General features: G+C 73.7%; 21 protein-coding genes. 5 read left to right on the top strand and 16 right to left on the bottom strand.

The window, feature by feature from the left end:
* Window positions 1-20 precede the first annotated feature (20 nt).
* Window positions 21-539: a carboxymuconolactone decarboxylase family protein gene (locus tag ABZ567_RS06985; protein ID WP_360785483.1), complete on the top strand. Its 519-nt coding sequence runs from the start codon at window positions 21-23 to the stop codon at window positions 537-539.
* The gene (locus tag ABZ567_RS06980) at window positions 536-1,282 is read left to right on the top strand and encodes an isocitrate lyase/phosphoenolpyruvate mutase family protein (protein ID WP_360785481.1); all 747 of its coding nucleotides are present in this window, start codon (window positions 536-538) and stop codon (window positions 1,280-1,282) included. Before ABZ567_RS06985 ends, ABZ567_RS06980 begins: the two co-directional genes overlap by 4 nt.
* Before the next feature lie 181 nt (window positions 1,283-1,463).
* On the opposite strand, the gene ABZ567_RS06975 is transcribed toward ABZ567_RS06980, so the two are convergent.
* The 7 genes from ABZ567_RS06975 to ABZ567_RS06945 form a co-directional block, all read right to left on the bottom strand.
* A complete protein-coding gene (locus ABZ567_RS06975) occupies window positions 1,464-2,606 on the bottom strand; it encodes a hypothetical protein (RefSeq protein ID WP_360785480.1) in 1,143 nt (380 codons plus the stop codon).
* A gap of 1 nt (window position 2,607) precedes the next feature.
* Window positions 2,608-3,000, bottom strand: a complete 393-nt coding sequence (locus ABZ567_RS06970; protein WP_360785478.1) for a hypothetical protein — start codon at window positions 2,998-3,000, stop codon at window positions 2,608-2,610.
* Entirely contained in the window at window positions 2,993-4,750 is a 1,758-nt protein-coding gene (locus tag ABZ567_RS06965) for a hypothetical protein (RefSeq protein WP_360785476.1), read from the bottom strand. The genes ABZ567_RS06970 and ABZ567_RS06965 overlap by 8 nt, the downstream gene beginning before the upstream one ends.
* A 222-nt stretch (window positions 4,751-4,972) precedes the next feature.
* Complete coding sequence (locus ABZ567_RS06960; RefSeq protein ID WP_360785474.1) at window positions 4,973-5,962, bottom strand: malate dehydrogenase; 990 nt, start codon at window positions 5,960-5,962, stop codon at window positions 4,973-4,975.
* 212 nt (window positions 5,963-6,174) lie between these two features.
* Window positions 6,175-7,083, bottom strand: coding sequence for a DUF2690 domain-containing protein (locus ABZ567_RS06955; protein WP_360785472.1), 909 nt, complete (start codon window positions 7,081-7,083; stop codon window positions 6,175-6,177).
* A gap of 228 nt (window positions 7,084-7,311) precedes the next feature.
* Window positions 7,312-7,920 (bottom strand): DUF3017 domain-containing protein, encoded by a 609-nt coding sequence (locus ABZ567_RS06950; protein ID WP_360785470.1) that lies wholly within the window; start codon window positions 7,918-7,920, stop codon window positions 7,312-7,314.
* A 1-nt stretch (window position 7,921) separates the two neighbouring features.
* Window positions 7,922-8,782 carry a bifunctional methylenetetrahydrofolate dehydrogenase/methenyltetrahydrofolate cyclohydrolase gene (locus ABZ567_RS06945; RefSeq protein WP_360785468.1) on the bottom strand — a complete coding sequence of 287 codons (861 nt, stop codon included), beginning with the start codon at window positions 8,780-8,782 and terminating at the stop codon, window positions 7,922-7,924.
* Between the two features lie 251 nt (window positions 8,783-9,033).
* On the opposite strand from ABZ567_RS06945, the gene ABZ567_RS06940 reads away from it, so the two are divergent.
* Complete coding sequence (locus ABZ567_RS06940; protein ID WP_360785467.1) at window positions 9,034-9,645, top strand: hypothetical protein; 612 nt, start codon at window positions 9,034-9,036, stop codon at window positions 9,643-9,645.
* A 57-nt stretch (window positions 9,646-9,702) separates the two neighbouring features.
* Here the strand turns inward: ABZ567_RS06940 and ABZ567_RS06935 are convergent, their stop codons facing one another.
* The 3 genes from ABZ567_RS06935 to purN all read right to left on the bottom strand — a co-directional run bounded on the left by ABZ567_RS06935 (window position 9,703) and on the right by purN (window position 13,487).
* Complete coding sequence (locus ABZ567_RS06935) at window positions 9,703-11,175, bottom strand: DUF2079 domain-containing protein (protein WP_360786494.1); 1,473 nt, start codon at window positions 11,173-11,175, stop codon at window positions 9,703-9,705.
* A 145-nt stretch (window positions 11,176-11,320) separates the two neighbouring features.
* Complete coding sequence (purH, locus tag ABZ567_RS06930; RefSeq protein ID WP_360785465.1) at window positions 11,321-12,886, bottom strand: bifunctional phosphoribosylaminoimidazolecarboxamide formyltransferase/IMP cyclohydrolase; 1,566 nt, start codon at window positions 12,884-12,886, stop codon at window positions 11,321-11,323.
* Window positions 12,861-13,487, bottom strand: a complete 627-nt coding sequence (purN, locus tag ABZ567_RS06925) for a phosphoribosylglycinamide formyltransferase (RefSeq protein WP_360785464.1) — start codon at window positions 13,485-13,487, stop codon at window positions 12,861-12,863. The genes purH and purN overlap by 26 nt, the downstream gene beginning before the upstream one ends.
* Window positions 13,488-13,748: 261 nt before the next feature.
* Here purN and ABZ567_RS06920 point away from each other — a divergent pair, with 261 nt between their 5' ends.
* Window positions 13,749-14,492: a hypothetical protein gene (locus tag ABZ567_RS06920; protein WP_360785462.1), complete on the top strand. Its 744-nt coding sequence runs from the start codon at window positions 13,749-13,751 to the stop codon at window positions 14,490-14,492.
* Between the two features lie 8 nt (window positions 14,493-14,500).
* On the opposite strand, the gene ABZ567_RS06915 is transcribed toward ABZ567_RS06920, so the two are convergent.
* Window positions 14,501-16,318 carry a DUF6350 family protein gene (locus ABZ567_RS06915; protein ID WP_360785460.1) on the bottom strand — a complete coding sequence of 606 codons (1,818 nt, stop codon included), beginning with the start codon at window positions 16,316-16,318 and terminating at the stop codon, window positions 14,501-14,503.
* A 119-nt stretch (window positions 16,319-16,437) separates the two neighbouring features.
* Here ABZ567_RS06915 and ABZ567_RS06910 point away from each other — a divergent pair, with 119 nt between their 5' ends.
* Entirely contained in the window at window positions 16,438-17,865 is a 1,428-nt protein-coding gene (locus ABZ567_RS06910) for a sigma factor-like helix-turn-helix DNA-binding protein (protein ID WP_360785458.1), read from the top strand.
* A gap of 90 nt (window positions 17,866-17,955) precedes the next feature.
* On the opposite strand, the gene sucD is transcribed toward ABZ567_RS06910, so the two are convergent.
* The 5 genes from sucD to ABZ567_RS06885 all read right to left on the bottom strand — a co-directional run bounded on the left by sucD (window position 17,956) and on the right by ABZ567_RS06885 (window position 25,101).
* A complete protein-coding gene (gene sucD, locus ABZ567_RS06905) occupies window positions 17,956-18,840 on the bottom strand; it encodes a succinate--CoA ligase subunit alpha (protein WP_055641765.1) in 885 nt (294 codons plus the stop codon).
* A 19-nt stretch (window positions 18,841-18,859) separates the two neighbouring features.
* Window positions 18,860-20,038: an ADP-forming succinate--CoA ligase subunit beta gene (gene sucC / locus ABZ567_RS06900; protein WP_360785456.1), complete on the bottom strand. Its 1,179-nt coding sequence runs from the start codon at window positions 20,036-20,038 to the stop codon at window positions 18,860-18,862.
* Window positions 20,039-20,462: 424 nt separating this feature from the next.
* A complete protein-coding gene (locus tag ABZ567_RS06895; protein ID WP_360785454.1) occupies window positions 20,463-21,665 on the bottom strand; it encodes a VWA domain-containing protein in 1,203 nt (400 codons plus the stop codon).
* The gene (locus ABZ567_RS06890; protein ID WP_360785452.1) at window positions 21,662-23,947 is read right to left on the bottom strand and encodes a DUF5682 family protein; all 2,286 of its coding nucleotides are present in this window, start codon (window positions 23,945-23,947) and stop codon (window positions 21,662-21,664) included. Before ABZ567_RS06890 ends, ABZ567_RS06895 begins: the two co-directional genes overlap by 4 nt.
* A complete protein-coding gene (locus ABZ567_RS06885) occupies window positions 23,944-25,101 on the bottom strand; it encodes an AAA family ATPase (RefSeq protein WP_360785450.1) in 1,158 nt (385 codons plus the stop codon). Before ABZ567_RS06885 ends, ABZ567_RS06890 begins: the two co-directional genes overlap by 4 nt.
* Between the last annotated feature and the right edge of the window lie 106 nt (window positions 25,102-25,207).

Here is a 25,207-nt window from a genome sequence, read left to right as displayed (position 1 = left end):
CGGGCTCGTACGGTGAAGGCATGACCACGAGAGCCACCACCCTCGCCGAGACCGCCGCCCCCACCGCGTACGCCCACGAGCACGCGCCGCGCCTCCCGTTCGCCGAGCACGTGCCCGAGTTCTACCGGGCCATGCGGCGCCTGGAGGCGGCCGCCGCGCAGGACGTCGATCCGACGCTCTACCACCTGATCAAGATCCGGGCCTCCCAGGTCAACCGCTGTGCGTTCTGCATCGACATGCACAGCAAGGACGCGCTCGCGGAGGGCGAGACCGTCGAGCGGATCGTGCAGCTCTCCGCCTGGCGGGAGTCCCGGCACTTCTACACCGAGCGGGAGCTCGCGGCCCTCGCGCTGACCGAATCCGTCACCGTCCTCACCGACGGGTCCGTCCCCGACGAGGTGTACGCCCACGCCGCCGCCCACTTCGACGAGGCCGAACTCGCCCGGGTCATCGGCGCGATCGTCGTCATCAACGCCTGGAACCGGATCGCCGTCACCACCCGCATGACGCCCGGCAACTACACCCCCCGCTCCGCGTGAGCGGGCCCGCGACGGCCGGGGCCCTGCGCGCCCTCCACCGGGACCGGGCGGCCGGCGATCCGCTGGTGCTGCCCGGCCCGTGGGACGCGGTGAGCGCCCGCGCCTTCGAGGCGGCCGGGTTCCCGGCACTCGCCACGCCGAGCGCCGGGGTGGCCGCCTCCCTCGGGTACGAGGACGGGGCGACGCCGGCGGCGGAGATGTTCGCCGCCGTGGCCCGGATCGTCCGCGCGGTCTCCGTACCGGTCACGGCGGACCTGGAGGGCGGTTACGGGCTGGCCCCGGCGGAACTCGTGGAGCGTGTCCGGGAGTCGGGGGCCGTCGGGGTGAACCTGGAGGACACCGGCGAGGACCGCGCCCTCAAGGACGCGGGGGCGCACGCCGAGTATCTGGCGGACGTACGGGCCGCGGCGGGACCCGGACTCTTCGTCAACGCGCGCGTGGACGTGTACATCCGCGGGACGGCCGACCCGACGGCGGCGGCGATCGCACGGGCCCGGCTGTACGCGGAGGCGGGCGCGGACTGCGTCTACCCGATCGCGGCCCCGCCCGCCGACCTCCCGGCCCTGCGCTCGGCCCTCGGCTACCTCCCCCTCAACGCCCTGGCGGGCCCGGACGCCCCGCCCTTCGCGGAACTCGGCCGCCTGGGCGCGACCCGCATCACCTTCGGCGACGGCCTGCTCCTGCACGCCCGGGACCACCTGACGGCGCTGGCGAGGAGGCTGAGGGACGCGGGGGCGCTGTGAGCGGGCCTGGTGGGCGGGCCTCCCGGGACCTGGGCAGGGCGGGCCTCCCGGGCCCGGTGGGGCCGGGGAGGGGCGGCCCTCCCGAGTCCGGTGGCCGCCCGGCCCGAGCCCGGTGGTCGGCCCCCGGGACCTGGGCGGGGGCCCGGGGACCTGGGCGGGGCGGCCCCGGCGTCCGGTCAGGTCAGTGCGCGTCCGGGCGGAAGAAGTCCAGGGCCACGCGCAGGACTTCTCGCTGTTTCGGCCACGCGCTCTCCGGGCCGGCGGCCAGGATCGCGTAGTGGGTGCCGTCCTCGGCCGTGAAGGCCCGGTCGACGACCTTTCTGCGGCTGCCGTCGTCCCGGTCGTACGCGTACACCAGCTCCACGGAGTCGGCCGGAGCGTCCACCTCCCCCGTGACCCGTTCGAGGCTGATCTCCTGGTAGCCGGGTTTGTTGGCCCGGCCGTCCTCCGAGGCCCCCCGCAGGGCCTCGTACGGCGTCAGACCGGTCTCGGTGACCACGAAGACCTGGAGCAGGCTGCGGCGGTCCGGCGCGTTGTAGAAGACGCCCTGTTCGGACTCGGTGCGGTCCCAGCCGTCGGGGACGGCGAGCGTGAAGCCCTTGAGGTCCTCGACGGCGCGGTAGCCGGGCGGCGGCACGTCGCCCCCGTCCCCGGGAGGGGCGGATGTGTCGGAGGGTGACGGTGTGTGGGAGGTGGGGTTTGTGGTCTCCGGGGCCGTCGGGACGGCAGCGGGTGGGCCGCTCGCCGCCGGGGGCTCCGCGTCGCCCCTGCCCCAGAGCAACCAACCGCCGACGGAGCCCGCCACCAGGACGGCTCCCGCGACCGCGGCCGCGACCGCCACCCGCGCGCGTGGCCGATCCGTCGGGGCGACCGGGCCGGAGACGGGGTGCTGCCACCCGCCCGACTCCGGCAGATAGACGGAGACGTGCGCGGGGACGGTCCCGGCGTCGTGCGCGGGAGCGTACGCCGGCGCGGGACCCGCAGCGGGCTCCGGGGCGTACTCCGGCGCAGGGCCCGCAGGGGGCTCCGGGGCGTACTCCGGCGCGTACTCCGGCGCCGGTCCCGCGTCGGACTTCGAGTCGCCCTCGGGTCCCGCTCCCGCCCCGGACCCCGCCCCGGACCCCGGCACGGGCTCCGGGGTCCGTCCCACCGCGGACTCCCGGTCACCCCCCGGCGCGTACTCCGGCGGAGGCGGCGGCAGCGGGGCCACCGGACCGCCCCCGTTCCCGTACCCGGGGCCGGGCGTCGCTCCGCCGCTCTCCCAGCTCTGCGTCTCGTCGTTCCAGCGGGCCACGCCCCCGCTCCCGCCCCCGTAACCGCTCATCTCACCCTCCTAGCAGGGTGCCGACGGCCTGTCCCACGGTCACTCCCGAGGCGAGGATCCCGGTCACCGCGCCGGCGTCCGTGAGGGCCTGGCGCAGGCGGGTCAGGCGTCCCGCGTCGGCCCGTCCCGTGCCCTCGATCTCGTCCTCGGCGTCGGAGAGTTCGGCGTCGAGCGCGGCCGTCTGCTCGGAGGGCACGATGCCTCCGAGGTCGGCGCGGAGGCGTCGGATGGCCTGGAGGAGCGCCTCCTGCCGGGGGTCACGGGGCGGCTGCCCGCCGTGCACCGTGTGCGTGACGGTGTTGTGGTCGCCGATGGTGACGTTGCCCCCGGTGTTGGTGACGTGGACGCCGCCACGGGCGCGGTCGTCAGGGGTGCCGTTCCCGGTCTCAGCCACGGTTGCCTCCGGTCGTCGCGGTGGTGAAGGTCTTGCTGGTGACGGTGTTGTGGTTGCCGAGGGTGACGTTGCCCCTGGTGTTCTCGATGAACGTGCCGCCCTCGGCGACGTGCACGATCTTCTGCTCGAACTCGGCGGTCTCGTATCCGGCTTCGCGGAGCGCGACCGTCACGCCGTTCGCGACCCGGTCCTGCACGCTCTTCAGATAGCGGCTGACGTCCATCTCCTGGAACAGCGAGGCCTCGTCGTCGGAGCCGAGCTCACGGACCGAGACCTCGGGGCCCTCGGGCAGCGCGTTGGCGTGTCCCGCGGTGAGCAGCCGCCAGCCGTGGCCGAGGGAACGCCCGACGGTGACCAGGGCGTGCCCTGCGGAGCGCGGGGTCTGGCCCAGGGCCCACACGGCCTTGCCGAAGTGGTGGTTGTGGCGGTAGCGGTGGGCGATCCGGTCGGCGTACCGGAAGAGCGGCTTCACCGGCCGCAGCACATGCGGTGCCACCTCCAGCATCAGCATCCCGCCCTGGGTGTGGACGCGGACGAAGACGGTGGTGACGATCTCCTCGCCCCAGCCGCCGACCCGGATGCGCAGGAAGTGCCGACGGCTCTCGCCGCCCTCCTCGACGGCGCCGGAGCGGTGCGTCTCGAAACCCTCCGGGGTGTACGGAGCGGCGGCGCGGGCCGGCAGCCCGTCGACCGGCAGGAAGACGACCTCGTCGATCTCGAGTTCGCGCAGCCGGTCCCGTACGGCCGCCCGGATCTGCGGCGAGCCGTGCGGCGAAGGGACGCGCAGCGCCTCCACGAGCGGGACGACGTGCCGCATGACGGCGCTGTTGTCGAGCGGTTCGGGCGCCGAGCCCTCCAGGTCCTTGCGGGGACGCAGCTCGACGGAGAGGGACCAGGGCTCGTACGGCTCGCCGGCGCCGCAGAACGGGTCGTCGGTCCCGTACATGACGAGCCGCGCGTGCTGTTCGACCCGGATCCGGTCGCGCAGGCGTCGGGAACGGGCGCCCTCGGCCTGCTCGGCCGGGTCGGACCGCAGGTCGGGGAAGCGCTCCCGGGACAGCTCCTGGGTGAGCGCGCGGGCGAACTGGCCGCGCTGGGTGGCCACGGCCCAGGCCACGAGGAGCGGCACGGCGACGGTGATCCACACCTCCAGGGGGCCGATGCCCCACATCTCCTGGGCGGTGAGGCTCACCGCGAGGTCGAGGAACTCGCCGGTCTCGGAGAACTCGTCGATGTTTCCGAGGAACTCGCCCCCGGAGTCGTCGTCGTCGCCCAGGGCGAGGAGGAACAGCAACAGGGCGGACTGGAAGAGCATGATCCGCCCGTACCAGCGCAGTACGAAGGCGGGGACGACCCGGTAGACGGGGGCGGTGGCGGACCGGCCGCGGACCCAGCGGGCGAGGCCGAGGACCAGGAAGGGGGCGATGAGGAGGGCGACCAGGCCCTTGGTGAGCGGGATCGCGATGATCCAGAGGGCCAGGATGCCGACGGCCCAGCCGAGTTCGACGCGGCGGGCGCGCAGGGCGTGGGCGAGGACGCGGCCCGCGTCGTAGCCGAGGGAGGGGGCGGCGAAGCGCTCCTCGTGGACGTACAGCTGGTCGATGACCGCGTCTCGGAACCCGTCGTCGAGGTACGTGCCGGCGCAGAGCAGCCGGGTCGCCTCACTGGAGGCCGGTAACCGGCGCGGGTCGACGGCCGGCGGCACGTGGGGCGGGCCGGCGGGCTGCTGCGGAATGGACGACGTCGTCAAGACTCCCCCGATGGTGTGACCGTCCGTGTCCGCGGCCCGGTCGGCCGCGAATCGGTGGGTCAGCATAAGGGAGTTCGGGGTGCCCTGTCGGCAGGAAAAACGGCGCCCCCGGGCCGTACGGTCGGTCGTACGGCCCGGGGGCACCGAGTGTGTGGAGCCGGACTCGGAGGAGCCGGACTCAGGTGAGTCGACCCGGAGGAGCCGGGCTCAGGTGAGACCGGCTCAGATGAGGCCGAGCTCGCGCACCGCGTCGCGCTCCTCGGCGAGCTCCGCCACGGAGGCGTCGATGCGGCCACGGGAGAAGTCGTTGATCTCCAGGCCCTGGACGATCTCGTACCTGCCGTCGGTGCAGGTGACGGGGAAGGAGGAGATGAGACCCTCCGGGACGCCGTACGAGCCGTCCGACGGGATGCCCATGGAGGTCCAGTCACCCGCGGCGGTGCCGTTGACCCAGGTGTGGACGTGGTCGATGGCGGCGTTCGCGGCGGAGGCGGCGGAGGACGCGCCACGGGCCTCGATGATCGCGGCGCCGCGCTTGGCGACGGTCGGGATGAAGGTGTCGGCCAGCCACGCCTCGTCGTTGACGACCTCGGCGGCGTTCTTGCCGGCGATCTCCGCGTGGAAGATGTCCGGGTACTGGGTCGCCGAGTGGTTGCCCCAGATGGTGAGGCGCTTGATGTCCTCGACCGAGGCGCCGGTCTTGGCGGCGAGCTGCGAGAGCGCGCGGTTGTGGTCGAGGCGGGTCATCGCGGTGAAGCGCTCGGCCGGCACGTCCGGGGCGGCGGCCTGGGCGATCAGGGCGTTGGTGTTGGCCGGGTTGCCGACGACGAGGACCTTGATGTCGTCCGCGGCGTGGTCGTTGATGGCCTTGCCCTGCGGCTTGAAGATGCCGCCGTTGGCGGCGAGCAGGTCACCGCGCTCCATGCCCTTGGTACGCGGGCGGGCGCCGACGAGCAGCGCGACGTTGGCGCCCTCGAAGCCCTGGCTCGGGTCGTCGAAGATGTCGATGCCCTTGAGCAGCGGGAACGCGCAGTCGTCGAGCTCCATGGCGGTGCCCTCGGCGGCCTTGACGCCCTGCGGGATCTCGAGGAGGCGCAGCTTGACCGGCACGTCCGCGCCGAGCAGGTGGCCGGAGGCGATGCGGAAGAGCAGCGCGTAGCCGATCTGGCCGGCCGCGCCGGTCACGGTGACATTCACGGGAGTGCGGGTCATGGCGATCTCCGTAAGACAGCTGGCGGTGGGGGGTCCCTGCCCCGGGTACCGGACGTCCCTTCGTGATCGACGATCGACGATCGATCGCTGTGATCGATCGGTGTCTCGACGTGAAGAGATTCCAGCGGTCAGGCTATCCGACCCGGGGCCCCGCGAACCCCCACTCCCTTGTGGTCCGGCTCACTGCCACCCGTCCGAGGCCATGGGGACCGTCAGTTCGTGGTGCAGCCCTGACGCCCGTTCACGAGCGCCCCGCAGGCCCGCGCGTCGCCGTCCGGACCGACGGCGACCATCGGGGTGTACGCGTCGGTGTCCACCGTCGCCGTGTCGGCGCCCGCCGCGACGGTGGCGCGCCGCAGGGTGTCCCCGGCCTCGACGGTCACGGTGTCCCCGGGGGCGGCCCCGGTGATCCGGGCCCACGCCGCCGCGCACGTACGGCTGTGGCGGACCTCGACCTGGGCGGTGCCCACGCGCGCGCGGGCGACGGTGGTGGCGAGGTCCCCGCCGCAGCCCATCGCCTCCGGGTCCTGGCCGGTGCAGTCGGGCCCCACGCACCGCACCCCCGGGGGGAGGGTGGCGGGCCGGGTGACGGGCGGGGCGGTCGTGGGGGGTGCTGTCGCCGCCCGGTCGCCCTCGCCGTCAGAGCCGCCCAGATCGACGAGGAGCAGGGCGGCGGTGACGACGAGCAGGGCACCGAGGATCCCGGCGCCGTAGAGCAGGACGATCCGCCGCCGGGAGCCGGGGACGGTTGCGGCGGTGCGGGGTCCGCTCGGGGTCGAAGCCGTCGCCGGCCCGGGCGGGGGCGTGGACGCCGCCGGGCCCGGCAGGTCGAGGCGGCGGATCTGCAGGGTGTGGTCGCCCCGGGCCCGGTCCGCGCGCTCCGCGTGGGCCGTGAGGTCCGCCGGATCGGTTCCGGTCACCTCGGCGAGCGCCACGACCGCACTGCGGGGCGCGGGGAGTCGGGCGTTCAGGTAGGAGTCCCAGGCGGCGCGTTCGTGACCGGTGCGCTCGGCGACGGCCGTGACGCCGAGGCCGCTGCGGTCGATCAGGCGACGGAGCCGTTCCGTGAACGCGCGCACCTCCGGGTCGAGTTCGTCCGGCAGCGCCTTCCAGCCAGGCATGTGCGGCCCCCCTTGTCCCGTGCTCCTCGGCTCCCGACTTCCGAAGGATGGCAGGTCCGGGGGCGGTGCGCGCCCCGGATGCGGAGCCGAGGTAGCGGAATGGTCACTTCCGTGCCACAGCGGGCCGACGGACCTTGAACCACCTTGGCACGTACATGACCCTTGATCACAGCGGCGCCCGCCCTCCCACGGGGGAGAGGGCGGGCGCCGCGCCTCGGTCCGACCGGACTAGGTGACCGTGAGATGGAGGATGTCCTCCAGGAACGGGATCTGCAGCCAGGGCTCCGGCTGCACCATGAGCGCGAGCAGCACGATCAGGCTGCCCATCACCCCGTACGTGATCATGTCCGTGAAGCGGGACCGTACGGCCAGCATGCCCACGGACGGCAGCACCCGGCGCATCGCGGCCCCCACGAGGAGCGCGGCCCCGATCAGGATCGCCCCGATCCTGAAGGCGTGCGGGAACGCGTCCGTGCCCACCACGAGCAGCCCGAGCCCGGCGAGGCCGAGCACGGTGAGCAGCGGCCACTGACGGGCCGGCGCCGGGGCGTCGCCGGGGGCCGCCCGGCCGCCGCCCTCGGGTCGCGCGGTCCCGGTCGTGACGGTGGGAGGCCGCCGACGCGGACCCCCGGCAGCGGCGGAAGAGGAGGCAGCGGCGGCAGCGGTCCCGGCTCCGGCACCAGCTCCGGCTCCCGCTCCGGTCCCGGCCATGCCCGCCCCCGTCGAGTCCGCCGCCCCGTTTGAGTCCGCCGCCCCGGGGGAGTGCGCCGTCCCCGGTGAGTCCGCCGATCCCGCCCCGTCAGGGTTCCCGGGTGTCCCGGGGGTCCCCGAGGTCACCTCAGAGCGCCGCGGCCGCGCGCTCGGCGGCCTCGACGACGTTGACGAGGAGCTGCGCGCGGGTCATCGGGCCCACGCCGCCGGGGTTCGGGGAGATCCAGGCGGCCACCTCGGCGACGCCCGGGTGCACGTCACCGAGGATCTGGCCCTCGGCGTTGCGCGAGACGCCGACGTCGAGGACGGCCGCGCCGGGCTTCACGTCCTCGGGCTTGATCAGGTGCGGCACGCCGGCCGCGGCGACGATGATGTCGGCGTTCCGCAGGTGCGCCGAGAGGTCCCGGGTGCCGGTGTGGCACTGGGTCACGGTCGCGTTCTCGGAGCGGCGGGTCAGCAGCAGGGGCATCGGGCGCCCGATGGTGACACCGCGTCCGACGACCACGACCTCGGCGCCGTTGATCTCCACGCCGTGCGCGCGCAGCAGCGTGATGACGCCGTTCGGCGTGCAGGGCAGCGGGGCGGGCTCGTTGAGGACGAGCCGGCCGAGGTTGGTGGGGTGCAGTCCGTCCGCGTCCTTGGACGGGTCCATCAGCTCCAGGATGCGGTTCTCGTCGATGCCCTTGGGCAGCGGGAGCTGGACGATGTAACCCGTGCAGGCCGGGTCCTCGTTGAACTCGCGTACGACCGCCTCGATCTCGTCCTGGGTGGCGGTGGCGGGCAGCGTGCGCTGGATCGAGGCGAGACCGACCTGCGCGCAGTCCCGGTGCTTCCCGGCCACGTACTTCTGGCTGGCCGGGTCGTCGCCGACCAGGACGGTGCCGAGTCCCGGTGTGACGCCCTTCTCCTTGAGGGCCGCCACACGGACGGTCAGATCGGACTTGATCGCGGCTGCGGTGGCCTTGCCATCGAGAATCTGGGCGCTCATGGGGACATCCTCCCGGATGACCCCCGCCTTGTTCCAATTCGCTCGCGACGAGGGGGCGGCGGCGCGGAAGGGCAGGTTGCACTTGCACAACTCCCGTAGGTATCGACTGGACAAGAAGTCGACGTTGCGACCACGATGATCCGCGAAGTACCGCGGAAAGTGCCGGGGGGAGTCCGCTCACATACCGTGAAGAGTCCTCCGCGCGGGCCGCGTCGTCCCCGCACAGAGAAATTTCACGGAGGAAACCCGCGATGAGCTTCGGTGACCCGAACAACCCCTACGGCCAGCCGCAGGGACAGGGCCAGGGCCAGGGCCAGCAGCCCGGTTACGGCTACCCGCAGCAGGCCCCCCAGGGCGTGCCGCCGCAGCAGGGCGGGTACGGCTACCCGGCCGCTCCGCCGGTCTCCCCGTACGGCGGCGGTGGCTACCCGGGCGCGGTCACGGAGATGTCGGGCGGTGTGAAGGCCGCGCGCGTGATGATGTGGATCCTCGGCGCCTTCAACGTCCTCGGCGCCCTCGTCGTGATCGGCATGTCCTTCGCGATCGACAGCGAGCTGGAGAAGTCGGGCGCCTCGTCCGCCGACGCCCAGGCCTTCGCCGACTTCGGCCAGGGCGTCCTGATCGCCATCGGCGTCATCTCGCTGATCATCGGCGTCGTCGGCATGCTGCTGGCCGCCAAGTTCCGCTCCGGCGGCAACGGCGTCCGGATCGGCACCATCGTCTACGCCTCGGTCACCGTGCTGTTCAGCATCTTCTCGCTGCCCCTCGGCCTCGTGAGCCTGGTCCTCGGCATCCTGATCATCGTCTTCCTGGCGAAGTCGGACGGCGCGGCCTGGTTCAACCGCAACAAGCAGCAGTACTGAGCCCGAACGACCGGGGGCCTGGTTCCGTACGGAGCCAGGCCCCCGGTCGTTCCCGCGTCACACCCGCCTGAGGACGGCGAAGCCGTCCGAGCGGTACGTGATCTCGTACGTCGCCTCCGGATGCAGTTGCGAAGCCAGCTGCAGCGGGTCCGACCCCTGCTGCGACCAGCCGCGCAGGTCATACGCGAGGTAGTCCGGGGTGGCGCCCTTCGACGTGCCCACCCAGTAGACCCGGTGGTCCGCCGTGAGGTGCGCGAGGAGCGAGACGTCCGCCTCCACGCTCGCACCCTCCGGCACCGCGGCCACCGCCGCCCGCGCCTGCTCGGTCCGGGTGTCCGTCCGGTACGTCTCCGACGTCAGGAGCTCCCGCAGCGGCAGGTTCGCGGCGAGGACGAGCGCCACCGCCGTCGCGACCGGGACGACGACCTTCCCGTACGAGACGAGCCACGCGCGCGGGGAGGTGCGCACCGAGCGGACGCCGTCCACCAGGGCCAGGAAGACGACCGGCATGAGGATCGCGCTGTAGTGCCAGTGCATGCCCCAGTGGTTGGCGTCCTGGGAGAGGAAGCGCCAGCCGAGCGTGGGCAGGACGAGCAGGACCAGCGGAGAGCGCAGGGCGAGGAAGCCGGTGATCGCGAGCAGGAAGAGCACCATCTCCCAGCGCTCGCCGGAGGTGAGGGCGTCACCGACGACCTGGCCGAAGGAGGTCTCGGTGCCCTCCCCGGTCTTCTCGATCTTGGACCAGTAGTCGTACTCGCCGACCCGGCTCGCCGCCGGGATCAGGACCAGGACGGTCAGGGCGAAGGCCGCCGCGCCGAAGCCGGCCAGGGCCGCGCCGAGCCGCTTCTGTCCCTTCACGAAGAGGACCACGCCCACCATGGAGACGGTGAGGCCCATGTCCTCCTTGACCAGAACGAGGGGTGCGGACCAGGCGACGGCCGCGATCCAGCGCCCGAGGATCAGGGCCCGGCAGGTCAGGGCGAGCATCGGGACGGCGAAGGCGATCTCGTGGAAGTCGGACTTGACCGCCTCCTGGAGCCCCCAGGAGAGCCCGTACGCGACGGCGAGCCCGATGCCCGCGGCCCGGCTGCCGAGGACCTGCTGGGTGGTGCGGCCCACGACGACGGCGCCGGAGGCGAACAGCGCGGCCTGGCCGAAGAGCAGTGCGACCGGCGAGGGCCAGATCCAGTAGAGCGGTGCGAGCAGCGCGGTGACGGGGCTGAAGTGGTCGCCGAGTATGTGGAAGCCGGGGCCCTTGATGTCGACGACGGGGGCGCGGAACTCGGCGTACGCCCGGACGGACTGCCCGAAGATCCCGAGGTCCCACGACGGGGTGCGGAAGTGCGTGTACTGCACCCAGGAATAGAGGAAGTACAGACCGCACAGGACGGCCGCGAGGATCAGGTACGGGCGGAGCGGGGCCGGGGAGAGGCCGTCGGGCGCCTCGGTCGCGGTGGCGTCCGGAGTGCCGGTGGCGCCCGGAGTGCCGGTGGCGGCCTCCTCGGCGGACCTGTTCTGTACGTCCAACACCACGCCCCCACTACCGGTGGTCGACAAAAGAGCAACCCATTAGACCAGAGTCCACCCGATCGGCGGATCGGCGCCGCGGGCCGCGAAAGGCGGCGGCCCGCCGGTACCTCCCGGGTACCGGCGGGCCGTCCCCTGTCCGTACGGCTCAGTGGAAGAAGTGGCGCGTACCCGTGAAGTACATCGTCACGCCGGCCTTCTTCGCGGCCTCCACGACCAGCTCGTCCCGCATCGAGCCGCCGGGCTGCACGACCGCCTTCACGCCGGCCGCGGTGAGGATCTCCAGGCCGTCGGGGAAGGGGAAGAAGGCGTCCGAGGCGGCGTAGGCGCCGGCCGCCCGCTCCTCGCCCGCGCGCTCGACGGCGAGCTTCGCGGAGTCGACGCGGTTGACCTGGCCCATGCCGACGCCGACCGAGGCGCCGTCCTTGGAGAGCAGGATCGCGTTGGACTTCACCGCGCGGCAGGCCTTCCAGGCGAAGGCGAGCTCGGCGAGTTCGGCGGCGGACAGGGCCTCGCCGGTCGCCAGGGTCCAGTTCGCCGGGTCGTCACCCTCGGCCTGGAGGCGGTCGGTGACCTGGAGCAGCGCGCCACCGTCGATCGGCTTGACCTCGACCGGGTTGGCCGGGGCGCCCTCGGCGCGCAGGACGCGGATGTTCTTCTTCCTGGCGAGGATCTCGACCGCGCCGTCCTCGTAGCCGGGGGCGACGATGACCTCGGTGAAGATCTCCGCGACCTGCTCGGCCAGCTCGACCGACACCGGGCGGTTGACGGCGATGACGCCGCCGAACGCGGACAGCGGGTCGCAGGCGTGCGCCTTGCGGTGGGCCTCGGCGACGTCGGCGCCGATCGCGATGCCGCACGGGTTGGCGTGCTTGATGATCGCGACGCAGGGCTCGGTGTGGTCGTACGCGGCCCGGCGCGCGGCGTCGGTGTCCGTGTAGTTGTTGTACGACATCTCCTTGCCGTGCAGCTGCTCGGCCTCCGCGAGGCCGCCCGTGCCGTCGACGTAGAGCGCGGCCCCCTGGTGCGGGTTCTCGCCGTAGCGCAGGACGTTGTTCCGCTCGTAGGTGGCGCCCAGGAAGTCGGGGAAGCCGGACTCGTCGGCGGCGGCGTAGTCCGCCGCGAACCAGGAGGCGACGGCCACGTCGTACGCGGCGGTGTGCTGGAAGGCCTCGGCGGCGAGCCGCTTGCGGGCGGTCAGGTCGAAGCCGCCGGCCTTGACGGCGGCGAGCACGTCGGCGTACCGCCCGGGGCTGGTCACGATGGCGACCGACGGGTGGTTCTTGGCCGCGGCGCGGACCATGGACGGGCCGCCGATGTCGATCTGCTCGACACACTCGTCCGGGGTGGCGCCGGAGGCGACCGTCTCCCGGAACGGGTACAGGTTCACGACCACCAGGTCGAAGGGCTCCACGCCCAGCTCGGCGAGCTGCTCGCGGTGCGACTCCAGGCGCAGGTCGGCGAGGATGCCGGCGTGCACGCGCGGGTGGAGGGTCTTGACGCGGCCGTCCAGGCACTCGGGGAAGCCGGTCAGCTCCTCGACCTTGGTGACCGGCACCCCGGCAGCGGCGATCTTCCCGGCCGTGGAGCCGGTGGAGACGAGCTCGACACCGGCCTCGTGCAGACCGCGGGCCAGCTCTTCGAGCCCCGTCTTGTCGTAGACGCTGACCAGCGCGCGGCGGATGGGCTTAACGGTGTCCGTGTTCACCGACATGAACCTTTCGTCCCTCAATGCGGTAGCCGTGCCGGGCGAGACGCCCCACGACGTCGACGAGCAGCGAGCGCTCGACTTCCTTGATGCGCTCGTGCAGAGCGGCTTCATCGTCCGTCTCCCGCACCTCGACCACGCCCTGGGCGATGATCGGGCCGGTGTCGACACCGTCGTCGACGAAGTGGACGGTGCACCCGGTGACCTTCGCGCCGTAGGCGAGGGCGTCACGCACCCCGTGGGCACCGGGAAAACTGGGCAGCAGGGCCGGGTGGGTGTTGACGACCCGGCCGCCGAAGCGGGCGAGGAACTCCTTGCCGACGATCTTCATGAACCCGGCCGAGACGACGAGATCCGGCTCGTACGCGGCGGTCGCCTCGGCCAGCGCCCGGTCCCACTCCCCGCGGGTGGCGTGGTCCTTGACCCGGCAGACGAAGGTGGGCAGCCCCGCGCGCTCGGCGCGCTCCAGACCGGCGATGCCGTCGCGGTCGGCACCGACGGCGACGATCTCCGCGCCGAATCCGGGGTCCGCGGCGATGCCGTCGAGGAGGGCCTGCAGATTGGTACCGGAACCGGAGACCAGGACGACGAGGCGGGCGGCAGCCACTGGGTCACTCTTTCCGTGGTGTTTGTGCGGTCGTACGAACGAATCGTGCCGCTCGATACGGGGAACCCTACGAATGGCTCGACCGTCAGCAACGATACCGGCACACCGGGCGGCCCCCACGGGACGGGGGCGGAGCAGGGCGGTAGCGTCAGGGTCCGACGCCTGACGATCTGCACGATCGGCAGACAGCGGCGGACGAGACAGCAGCGGAGACCACGGGTGCGGCCGTGGTCCTGACGACAGAGGGAAGACGTTCAGCAGATGCCGGAACGCCAGTCCACGGACGACAACAACCCGTTCGCACCGCCGCCCGAGGGCCGGCCGGATCAGCCGTGGCAGCCGCGGCGACCGGAGGGTTCGGGCGACGAAGCGTCCGGGGCCCCGGACTCGCCGGGGCCGTCCGACGGCCGCTGGAGCCCGCGCCAGCCGGGCCGCTCCGACGACGGCTTCGGCCGGGGGCCCGAGCGCCAGGGAGGCGACCAGGGCGGCCCGGAGGGCGGGCCAGGTCAGGGCGGCGGTGGCCAGGGCGGCCGCCAGGGGCCCCGCTGGGACCCGAAGGACCCGGCGCAGCGGCGCGCGCGGTACGCGATCCTCGCGGGCATGTGGGCCTTCTTCTTCGCCATCTTCGAGATCCCGGAACTGGCGCTGCTCCTCGGCGCCCTGGGTCTCTACTGGGCGATCAGCTCCCTGCGCGACAAGCAGAAGCCGGTGAGGGAGGCGTCGCCGACATCACAGCCGGCGCCCACGCCGACGTCCCAGCCCTCGGGACGGCCGTCGGGGCAGGGCGCCACGGCGGCCCCGCTCCGCTCGATGCGCACGGCCGCGATCAGCGGTCTGGTCGCGGCGAGCGTGGCCCTGATGATCGTCGCGGTCGGCTTCACCATGCAGCTCGTCTACAGCGACTTCTACGAGTGCCGCGACGACGCCCTCACCCACGCCGGCGAGCTGGCCTGCAACGACCTCCTCCCGAAGCCGCTGCGCGCGGGCTTCGGGGTGCGGGAGTAGGGCAGGTCCTAGCGGTAGCCGTCCGGGGGCGGGGTGGATTCCCAGGCTGCCGGGAGGTAGTCGTACGGCTCGAACGCGGAGTCGCCGTAGGGGTCGTCATCGAGCCCCAGCTCGGAGCCGGACCGGGCGGTGGGGGCCGCCGTGGGCGGGGGGCCCGAGGCCGGAGCGGGCCGGGCGGGTCCCGGAGGGACGCCCGGTCGCGTATCTTCCGCGGTCGACGGGTCGGGAACGGACGGGGGTACGGGGCCAGAGCCCGGACCGGCGGTCTCGGTCCGTCCCGGACCGGGCTTCGGCCCGCCGTCCCCGGCGGGCCGAGCGGGGCGGCCGAGGCGGAGGGGGCCGGTGAGACGCCCGGAGAGGCGGCCGAGCCCGGACGCGGGGCCGAGACCGGCCGTCGGGCCGTTCGACGCCGCCGGGGCGGCACCCGCGCCCGGCGCTCCCGAACCGGACGGGGCGTAGGGCACCGGCGGGGGCAGGGGCTTCGACCGGAGGGTACGGCGGGCCCAGACCCGTACACCCCCCGACGGTTCCGTCACCGGCAGGGGCTTCGGGCGGAGGGTACGGCGGACCCGGGCCCGTACACCCCCCGAGGGCACCGGCACCGGCAGGGGCTTCGGGCGGAGGGCGCGGCGGCCCCAGGCCCGTACGCCCAAGGCCACCGGCACACCCACGCAGGCACCCCACAGGACCGTCGCCGCCCCGGCCTGCCACCACACCGGGCCGAACGCCGAGAGCCGGCCGCTGCCGAGCGGGCCACCCGCGGCCGCCGCAAGGACCGCCACCGCCGTCCCGCACGCCCAGGCCACGCCCAGCGCCGTGAGCGCCGTGTCCCGGGCCGCCCAGATCCTCGCCGAGCGGCCCACCCGATGGCCCTGGACCAGGGCCGCAGCCAGCGGGGCCGCCGCCACCGCCCAGTGGATCCAGTCGCCCCGCCCCTCGGCGGGCAACGCGGCCAGGAGCGGGAAGGGCGGCACCGCCGGATCCCCGTCGAGGCCCAGCGGGGTCGCGAGCGCGCCCGTACCGAGGGTGAAGCCCGGCCCGAGGCCGTACGCGGCCCCCCACACGGCCATGTTCGGCAGCAGCGCGAGGACGAGCAGCAGCACCGCCAGCCGCCCGGACCACTCCCCCGCGATGCCCGCGTACGCGGCCTGCGCCTCGCCCGCGTGCCAGGCCAGCGACACCGCCGCCGCCACCGCGCCGCCGCCGAGCAGCGTCACGAGCCCCAGCCCCGCCGCTCGCAGCGCGGCGGCCGCCTGGCGCTGTCGGGGCCACGGGCGGCCCAGTGCCGTCCAGACCCCCGCGCCCGCCGCGCCCACGACGACGGCGGGCAGCCAGAACCCGGCCGTGATCAGGTCGGCGGGCAGCGGACCGCTCTCGCCGTAGACCACGACCACCCCGGCGACCAGCAGATACCCCCCGGCCACGGCGGCGACGGCGGCGCTCGCGGAGGGCCGCGACCGGTCGGCCGTGTCATCCGTGTCGAGGGTGTGGCGGGCTTCGAGGGTGTCGCGGGCGGCCCGGTGGAGGAGCCAGACGGGCAGGGCGGTCAGGAGCAGCGGGACGACGCCGAGGGGCGCGGGCAGGCCGGACAGGGTGTCCGTACGGACCAGGTCCACGCCGTGGGCGAGCAGCCAGAGCCCGGCCGCCAGGTGGAGGGTGTCCCCGGGGCCGCTGTCGGGGTACGGGGAGCTGATCCAGCCCGCGACCACCAGGACCGCGAGCGCGCCGAGGCCGAGTCCGGCGGCGACCCCGCCCCGGACGCAGGCGGCGGCGAGCGCGGCGGAACGGCCGCCCTGAACCAGGGGGTGCTCGGTCACATGGGTCACGGGGCCATGCTCCCAACGACACGCGCTTTCGCCGCGTAACAGGCAAACCTCCGTTGTGTCGCTCAAGATACGTTTATGTACTTTTCCGCCCACAGCAGCTCTGCGGGAGGTCGACGCCGATGAGCCCGAGCAGCGCGCATTCCGCATCCTCCGTCACCCTGCCGACCCCGAAGGAGCGGCGCAGGTTGCGCGAGGCCCTCGCCCTGAGCGAGGAGCAGGTCGCCGAGGCCATGGGCGTCACCAGGGCCACGGTCAGAGCGTGGGAGACCGGGCGCTCGTCGCCACGGGGCCGCAAGCGCGAGGCGTACGCGAAGCTGCTCGGCTCACCCGAGCCGACCGGCGCGCCCTCGCCGCCCCGGACGACGACGGCCCAAGCACAGGTACAGGCACCCGCGGAGGCGCAGGCGCAGGTCGAACCGGAGACCCGGGACCGGCCGCAGACCCAGGCCCGGCCGGAGGCCCGGTCGCACACGCCGTCTCCCCTGGCCACGGCTCCAGCCACGGCTGCGGCTTCGGCCACGGCTCGGGCTCCGGCTCCGGTCACGGCTCCGGTCACGGCTCCGGCTCCGGCTCCGGCTTCGGCTCGGACGCCGGCGTCGGCGTCCACCCGGCCCAGGACCGCCGCCAAGCAGGCCGCCAAGCCGCCGAAGGGCCCGCGCAAGGGCACCACGAGGCCGCAGGAGCGTCTGAAACCAGTGGCGACGCAGGCTCCGGCCCCGGAGCCCGAGCAGTCGGCCGCCGTGTCGAGCCTCACACCGGAGGAGGCCTTCGACGAGCTGTACGCGCACACCGCACCCGGCCTCGTCCACCAGACGTACCTGCTGACCGGCCGCCGCCGGCTGTCCCGCGAGGCCGTCGAGTACGCCTTCCACCGCGCCTGGCAGCGCTGGCCCGAGGTCGCCGTCGACGCGGACCCGGTGGGCTGGGTGCGGGCGACCGCGTACGAGTACGCCCTCTCCCCCTGGCACCGGCTGCGCCGCGCGCACAGGCACCCGGACGCCCCGCCGACCGACGCGAACCGCAGGGCGCTGCTGAGCGCGCTCCTCGAACTGCCGCCGCCGTACCGCCGTACCGTCCTGCTCTACGAAGGGCTCGGCCTCGACCTGCCGGAGACGGCGGCCGAGACGGAGGCGAGCACCCCCGCCGCCGCCAACCGGCTGCTGCACGCCCGTACGGTCCTCGGGCGGCGGATCCCCGAGCTCGCCGAACCCGAGGCCCTGCACCGGCAACTCGGCGCGCTGGTCACCGAGGCGCCGACGGCCACTCTTCCGGTGGCCCGCTCGGTCCGGACGGGCAGCGAACGGCGGACCCGCACCTGGACCCGCGCGGTGCTCGGCGTGACCGCGGTCCTCATCGGGGTCACCGGCGTCACGGCGGTCACGGCGCCGACCCGGTACATCCCGGTGTACGCCCCCGGCGAGACCGTCAACGGCGTTCCCGTGCGCGGCGGCCCGCAGCAGCTCCGCCCGGAGGACCTGGAACTGCGCGACCGGCTGCGCGCCGAGCCGAACCCGGGACCCGAGCGGCTCATCCCTTCGGCCGAGTAGGAGCCGCCGTACGCGAGAGGGCCCCGCCCTCCGTCCGGGTGACCGGGCGGGGGCGGGGCCCTCTCGTACAGCTGTCGCCTGTCGCGGGAGTCAGCCCGCGAGGATGGCGCGCGCCAGCTTGGCCGTCTCGGTCGGCGTCTTGCCGACCTTGACGCCCGCGGCCTCAAGGGCCTCCTTCTTCGCCTGGGCGGTGCCGGAGGAGCCGGAGACGATGGCGCCGGCGTGGCCCATGGTCTTGCCCTCGGGCGCGGTGAAGCCCGCGACGTAGCCGACGACCGGCTTGGTGACGTTGGCCTTGATGAAGTCGGCCGCACGCTCCTCGGCGTCGCCGCCGATCTCCCCGATCATGACGATCAGGTCGGTGTCGGGGTCCGCCTCGAACGCCGCGAGGGCGTCGATGTGCGTGGTGCCGATGACCGGGTCGCCACCGATGCCGACGGCGGACGAGAAGCCGATGTCACGGAGCTCGTACATCATCTGGTACGTCAGCGTGCCGGACTTCGAGACCAGGCCGATGCGGCCCGGCTTCGTGATGTCGCCCGGGATGATGCCGGCGTTGGACTGGCCCGGGGTGATGAGACCGGGGCAGTTCGGGCCGATGATGCGGGTCTTGTTGCCCTTCGACTGCGCGTACGCCCAGAAGGCGGCGGAGTCGTGGACGGCGATGCCCTCGGTGATGACGACGGCCAGCGGGATCTCGGCGTCGATCGCCTCGACCACGGCGGCCTTCGCGAAGGCCGGCGGGACGAAGAGGACCGAGACGTTGGCGCCGGTCTCCTTCATCGCCTCGGCGACGGAGCCGAAGACCGGGACCTCGGTGCCGTCGAAGTCGACGGACGTGCCGGCCTTGCGCGGGTTCACGCCGCCGACGATGTTGGTGCCGTCACCCAGCATGAGCTTGGTGTGCTTCATGCCCGTGGCACCGGTCATGCCCTGGACGATGACCTTGCTGTCCTTGGTCAGGAAGATAGCCATGGTGTTCTGACCTCGTCCCTTACTTCGCAGCCGCGAGCTCGGCGGCCTTGTCGGCCGCGCCGTCCATGGTGTCCACGCGCTGCACGAGCGGGTGGTTCGCGTCCGACAGGATCTTGCGACCCAGCTCCGCGTTGTTGCCGTCGAGGCGCACGACCAGCGGCTTGGTGACCTCTTCGCCCTTGGAGGCGAGGAGCTCCAGGGCCTGGACGATGCCGTTGGCGACCTCGTCACAGGCGGTGATGCCACCGAAGACGTTGACGAACACGGACTTGACGTCCGGGTCGCCGAGGATGATCTCCAGGCCGTTCGCCATGACCTCGGCGGAGGCGCCGCCACCGATGTCGAGGAAGTTGGCCGGCTTCACGCCGCCGTGGTTCTCACCGGCGTACGCGACGACGTCCAGGGTCGACATGACCAGACCGGCACCGTTACCGATGATGCCGACCTCGCCCTCGAGCTTGACGTAGTTGAGGTTCTTGGCCTTGGCGGCAGCCTCGAGCGGGTTGGCTGCGGCCTTGTCCTCGAGCGCCTCGTGCCCGGGCTGACGGAAGTCGGCGTTCTCGTCGAGAGACACCTTGCCGTCCAGGGCCAGGATGCGGCCGTCCTTGGTCTTCACCAGCGGGTTGACCTCGACGAGGAGCGCGTCCTCGGCGACGAAGGTGTCCCACAGGGTCACCAGGGCCTCGGCGACACCCTCGGCCACATCGGCCGGGAACTTCGCCAGGGCCACGATCTCGCGGGCCTTCTCGATGTTCACGCCTTCGACGGCGTTGACCGGGACCTTCGCGAGGGCCTCGGGGGTCTTCTCCGCGACCTCCTCGATGTCCATGCCGCCCTGCACCGACGCCATGGCGAGGAAGGTGCGGTTGGTGCGGTCGAGGAGGTACGAGACGTAGTACTCCGCCTCGATCTCCGGGGACAGCTCGGCGATCATCACCTTGTGGACCGTGTGGCCCTTGATGTCCATGCCGAGGATGTCGGTCGCCCGGGCGACCGCCTCGTCCGGGGTCGCGGCCAGCTTGACGCCGCCGGCCTTGCCTCGGCCACCGACCTTCACCTGCGCCTTGACGACCGACTTGCCGCCAAGACGCTCGGTGGCCTCGCGCGCCGCCTCAGGCGTGTCGATGACTTCACCGGCCAGCACCGGTACACCGTGCTTGGCGAAGAGGTCCCTCGCCTGGTACTCGAACAGGTCCACGCGCGTCCGTCCCTTTTCTGATGATCGCGGTTCGTTTTCTGCGTGGGCGTGCCGCGGAGGGCAACGTGACTGCATCTGTCACAAGGGAGGCGTACACGGTGTCCGTGGACGCGGCATGTCCGTCTCGCAGGTTATCGCCGTGGGACGTGGGTCCCTAAATCGCAGGTCACTACCGAGCGGTGATACGGGTCACAGATCGTAGGGGCCAGGAGGCCCTCGGTAGGGGTCGAGGGGTGGGGACGTGCGGTGCTCGCCGTAGGCGGCGCTTGACCTTTCGGCACCTCACCGTGCGCGGCGCGAAGGGGTGAGGTGCCTTCGTACGCGGGTGTGATGTGGGCCTCAGTCGGGGCGCGGCACCCGTGCGGGTCGTCCTCGGGCGACGGATTCCGCACCGCGGGAGTCGTCGCCAGGACCCGGCCCCGCGTCAGTCGGCGGGTATCGGCAGGGGGCGCTTCTCCAGGGCCGCCGCCATGACCTCGGGGAAGAGGTCGGGCGTGCAGGCGAAGGCCGGGACGCCGAGTGCGCCGAGCGCCGCCGCGTGGTCGCGGTCGTAGGCCGGGGCGCCCTCGTCGGAGAGGGCGAGCAGCGCGACGAACTGGACGCCCGAGGCCTTCATCGCCGCTACCCGCTTCAGCATCTCGTCGCGGATGCCCCCCTCGTACAGGTCGCTGATGAGGACGACGACGGTGTCGGCCGGGCGGGTGATCTTCGACTGGCAGTGGGCGAGAGCGCGGTTGATGTCGGTGCCGCCGCCGAGCTGGGTGCCGAAGAGGACGTCGACGGGGTCGTCGAGCCGGTCGGTCAGGTCCACGACGGCGGTGTCGAAGACGACGAGCCGCGTGGCGATCGACCGCATGGAGGCGAGCACCGCCCCGAAGACGGAGGCGTGGACGACGGAGGCGGCCATGGAGCCGGACTGGTCGACGCAGAGCACGACCTCCTTCCGTACCCCCCGGGAGGCGCGCCCGTGCCCGATGAGCCGCTCGGGGACGACCGTGCCGTGCTCGGGCAGGTAGTGCGTGAGGTTGGCGCGGATCGTGCGGTCCCAGTCGATGTCCCGGTGGCGGGGCCGGCTGATCCGGGCGGAGCGGTCGAGGGCGCCGGTGAGGGTCGCGCGGGTGCGGGTGGCGAGGCGCTTCTCCAGGTCGTCGACGACCTTGCGCACGACGGCCCGCGCGGTCTCCCTGGTCGTCTCGGGCATGGCCTTGTGAAGGGAGAGCAGGGTGCCGACCAGGTGCACGTCCGCCTCGACGGCATCCAGCATCTCCGGCTCCAGGAGGAGGGTCGCCAGGCCGAGGCGGTCGATCGCGTCGCGCTGCATGACCTGGACGACGGAGCTGGGGAAGTACGTCCGGATGTCGCCGAGCCAGCGGACGACGGACGGCGCCGATGCGCCGAGTCCGGCCGAGCGGTCCCGGCCGGTACGGTCCCGCCCGGTGCGGTCCTGCCCGGCGGGGTCGGTCCGGCTCGTGCGGCCGTAGAGCGCGGTGAGGGCTCCGTCCATGGCGGCGTCGGTGCCGGTGAGCACGCGGCCGGTGCCGTCGGCCTCGCCGCCGCCCAGGACGAGACGCCAGCGGCGCACCCGCTCGTCGTCCGCCGGGGTCCGCCGGTTCACGTCGGTGCTCATGCCATGACCTCCGGGCCGAGGACGAGGTGGAGGAGGGGAAGGACGGCGTCCGCCCGGTCCGGGTCGGAGGTGGGGGCGAAGCCGGGGACGCCGGGTGTGGTGTGTCCGGCGCCGCCGGTCCCGGGGCCCCGGGCGACCAGCTCCCCGAGGGTGCGGCGCACTCCCGGCTCGTACGCGGAGAAGGTGCGGCGCAGCAGCGGCAGGACGTCGGTGAACGCTTCGGCCGGTACGCCGGTGAGCCAGGTGTCGACCAGGCCGAGGAGCCGCTCGTCGTGGACGAGGAGCAGTCCGCCGCCGGAGGCGCCGCCGACGAAGCCGTCGATCCAGGCGGCGGCGTCGGGCGGCGGGGTGCCTGGGGAGAGGGCGCGGCCCATGAGCAGGGCGGCCTCGGCGTCGGGGATCCGGCCCTCGTCCAGGAGGAGCCGGGCGGCGCGGCCCCTCAGGAGGCCGGGGATCCGGTCGCGGTCGGCGAGCCGGCGCAGGACGCCGGCCCAGCGGTCGGCCGTCGAAGCCGCGCCCGGCAGCAGGCCGATGGCCTGGTGGACCGCGTCGATCCGCTCGCGCATGGCGGCGGCCGCGTCGGTGTCGAGGCCGGCGCAGGCGGGCGGCAGGCCGACGCAGATCCGTTCCGCGAGGCCGGTGGCGACCTCCGCGAGGGCCGCTGTGTCGGTGCCCCGGACGTCGCCGTAGCGCAGGGAACGGGCGAGGGCCGGGAGAGCCTGGGCGAGGTGGGTGACGTCGGTGTCGAGCGCGGCCCGGTCGGCGAGCGCCCGCATCACGAGGGGCAGCGCGTCGGTGAGCCCGGCGAGGAGGCACTGCTCGGCCAGACCGGTGATGTCGGAGAGGGCGGTCGACGCCAGGGCCCGTGAGCGGGCTCTGGCGGTGGCGGCGGTCTCGACGGTGGTGCCCCAGACGCCGGCCTCCGCCACCTGGACGTGCAGCTCGGGCTGCCAGCGCAGCCGCCAGGTCTCCCGGAAGGTGCCGGTGCCGGCGCGTCCCTCGGCCGGTTCGCCCCAGTGGACGCCGAGGAGCCGCAGCCGGTGCAGCAGCCGGCTGCGGTTGCCGTCCGTCTCCTTGCGGAGGTCGAGTTCGAGCGCGCGCTCGGCGGCCTCGGGCTTGAGGCGCAGGGTGCGCTGGCGGCGGGTCAGGTCGCGTTGCAGCGGGACGGCGGGTGCGCCGGCGGGGACCTCACCGAGGACGTCGCCGATGACGAGGCGGTCCCTGACGAGGGCGAGCGGCACGTCGGAGCCTTCGCAGAGGACGGCGCGGACGGCGTCGGTCGTCTCGTCGAGGCCGGGCCGGGGCCGGCCGCGCAGGGCGGCGAGGGTGTCGGCGAGCCGGACGGCCTCGATGACGTGGGCGGAGGAGACGGGGTGGTCCTCGGCCCTGAGGAGTCCGGCGACCTTGGTCATCCAGCGCTCGACGGGCCGGTCGGGGGCGGTGAAGAGGTGCGCGTACCAGCCGGGCGAGTCGATCCCCGCTCCGTATCCCGAGCGGCGGGCGAGCCTGCGGTGGGTCCAGGGGACCCAGGTCGTCTCGGTCCTCACCTTGGGCAGGCCCCTGAGCAGGGCCCGGTCGGCGGCGACGGTCGTCCTCACGGTGAGGGCGGGGACGTGCCAGGCGCCGCAGACGACGGCGACGGCGTCCCCGAACTCCTTGCGCGCGACGCGGAGCTGGATCCGCATGTGCGCCTCGCGGACGAGGTCGCGGGGGTGACCGCCGTGTCCGTACGCGTCGCGGAGGGCGCCCATGGCCTCGGCGAGGGCCTCGAACGGGGCGGTGGGGTCGCCGTCACCGCGCAGTTCGACGACGTCCTCCCACCAACGCTCGGCGCCCTCCTGCCCGGCCGCCCCCGCGGCCGCGGCGAGTTCGGCGACCGGGTCGATCCGCGGGTCGCCGGCGACCTCGTCCTCGCTGTCGTCCCAGGTGGGATCGGAGGCGGCGAGGGTGTGTGCGGCGGGCAGGTCGACGAACCGGACGGCGGCACCCCGGTCGAGGGCCCAGCGGATCGCGACCCACTCGGGCGAGAACTCGGCCATCGGCCAGAACGCGGCCCGCCCCGGGTCGTCCACGGCGTGCGCGAGCAGCGCGACGGGCGGCCGCATGTCGGGGTCCCCCGCGAGGGTCACGAGGGCGTCGGCCTCGGCGGGACCCTCGACGAGCACCACGGCCGGCTGCTCGGCGTCCAGGGCGGCCCGCACACCCCGCGCCGACCCGGGCCCGTGGTGCCGTACCCCGAGGAGGAGCGGTCCGCCGCGCCGGGCCGTGGTGGCGGGCGTCATACGCTCACCTCGCGGCAGGCGCGGTAGAAGTCCTTCCAGCCGTCTCTCTCCCTGACCACCGTCTCCAGGTACTCCTGCCAGACGACGCGGTCGGCCGCGGGGTCCCGGACGACCGCGCCGAGGATGCCGGCCGCGATGTCCGAGGGGCGCAGGACGCCGTCGCCGAAGTGTGCGGCGAGGGCGAGGCCGCCCGTGACGACGGAGATGGCCTCGGCGGTCGAGAGCGTCCCCGAGGGGGACTTGACCCTGGTACGGCCGTCGGTGGTGACCCCGTCGCGCAGCTCGCGGAAGACGGTGACGACCCGGCGGATCTCGTCGACGCCGTCGGGGGCGGCCGGCAGCTCCAGGGACCGCCCGAGCTGCTCGACGCGGCGGGCGACGATGTCGACCTCCGCCTCGGGGGTCGCGGGCAGCGGCAGGACGACCGTGTTGAAGCGCCGGCGGAGCGCGCTGGAGAGTTCGTTGACACCGCGGTCGCGGTCGTTGGCCGTGGCGATCAGGTTGAAACCGGGGACGGCCTGCACCTCCTGGCCCAGCTCGGGCACGGGGAGGGTCTTCTCGGACAGGATCGTGATGAGCGTGTCCTGGACGTCGGCGGGCATCCGGGTGAGCTCTTCGATCCGGGCGGTCATGCCCTGCGACATCGCCCGCATCACGGGGCTCGGCACGAGGGCGTCCCGGCTGGGGCCGTGGGCGAGGAGCCGGGCGTAGTTCCAGCCGTAGCGGACGGCCTCCTCGGGGGTGCCGGCGGTGCCCTGGACGAGGAGGGTGGAGTCTCCGCTGACGGCGGCGGCGAGGTGCTCGGAGACCCAGGTCTTGGCGGTGCCGGGCACGCCGAGGAGGAGCAGCGCCCGGTCGGTGGCGAGGGTGGTGACGGCGACTTCCACGATGCGGCGCGGGCCCACGTACTTGGGTGTGATCACCGTGCCGTCGCGGAGGGTGCCGCCGAGGAGGTAGGTGGCGACCGCCCACGGCGAGAGGCGCCAGCGGGCGGGGCGGGGCCGGTCGTCGGCCGCGCCGAGAGCGGTGAGTTCGTCGGCGAAGGCGTGCTCCGCGTGCGGCCGCAGGACCTCGGTCACGGCGGTCGGCTGCCCCGGTCCGGTGTCCGTCTCGACACCGGAACCGGGCTGCGCGATGGTTTCGGGCACGGGCATGGATCCCCCTCCAGATCGTTCGACCTGCTGTGTGATCCACCGTGCACCATGCCACTGACAACGGGATGTCCGCGCTGGTCGGAGGCGCTCGACAAGGTGAGGAAGG

The sequence above is a fragment of the Streptomyces sp. NPDC016459 genome (genome assembly GCF_040632845.1).
Lineage (GTDB): Bacteria > Actinomycetota > Actinomycetes > Streptomycetales > Streptomycetaceae > Streptomyces.
The sequence above is the reverse complement of the archived record's forward strand: the minus strand, read 5'-3'. Positions and strand labels throughout refer to the sequence as shown.

What these genes read in the sequence shown, in the direction of transcription:
- ABZ567_RS06945 (WP_360785468.1), bottom strand. Translation starts at nt 8,782, where the DNA reads ATGAGCGCCCAGATTCTCGATGGCAAGGCCACCGCAGCCGCGATCAAG.
- ABZ567_RS06940 (WP_360785467.1), top strand. Translation starts at nt 9,034, where the DNA reads ATGAGCTTCGGTGACCCGAACAACCCCTACGGCCAGCCGCAGGGACAG.
- ABZ567_RS06920 (WP_360785462.1), top strand. Translation starts at nt 13,749, where the DNA reads ATGCCGGAACGCCAGTCCACGGACGACAACAACCCGTTCGCACCGCCG.
- sucD (WP_055641765.1), bottom strand. Translation starts at nt 18,840, where the DNA reads ATGGCTATCTTCCTGACCAAGGACAGCAAGGTCATCGTCCAGGGCATG.
- ABZ567_RS06885 (WP_360785450.1), bottom strand. Translation starts at nt 25,101, where the DNA reads ATGCCCGTGCCCGAAACCATCGCGCAGCCCGGTTCCGGTGTCGAGACG.
- ABZ567_RS06960 (WP_360785474.1), bottom strand. Translation starts at nt 5,962, where the DNA reads ATGACCCGCACTCCCGTGAATGTCACCGTGACCGGCGCGGCCGGCCAG.
- ABZ567_RS06910 (WP_360785458.1), top strand. Translation starts at nt 16,438, where the DNA reads ATGAGCCCGAGCAGCGCGCATTCCGCATCCTCCGTCACCCTGCCGACC.
- ABZ567_RS06955 (WP_360785472.1), bottom strand. Translation starts at nt 7,083, where the DNA reads ATGCCTGGCTGGAAGGCGCTGCCGGACGAACTCGACCCGGAGGTGCGC.
- ABZ567_RS06895 (WP_360785454.1), bottom strand. Translation starts at nt 21,665, where the DNA reads ATGAGCACCGACGTGAACCGGCGGACCCCGGCGGACGACGAGCGGGTG.
- ABZ567_RS06975 (WP_360785480.1), bottom strand. Translation starts at nt 2,606, where the DNA reads ATGAGCGGTTACGGGGGCGGGAGCGGGGGCGTGGCCCGCTGGAACGAC.
- purH (WP_360785465.1), bottom strand. Translation starts at nt 12,886, where the DNA reads ATGTCGGTGAACACGGACACCGTTAAGCCCATCCGCCGCGCGCTGGTC.
- ABZ567_RS06890 (WP_360785452.1), bottom strand. Translation starts at nt 23,947, where the DNA reads ATGACGCCCGCCACCACGGCCCGGCGCGGCGGACCGCTCCTCCTCGGG.
- ABZ567_RS06985 (WP_360785483.1), top strand. Translation starts at nt 21, where the DNA reads ATGACCACGAGAGCCACCACCCTCGCCGAGACCGCCGCCCCCACCGCG.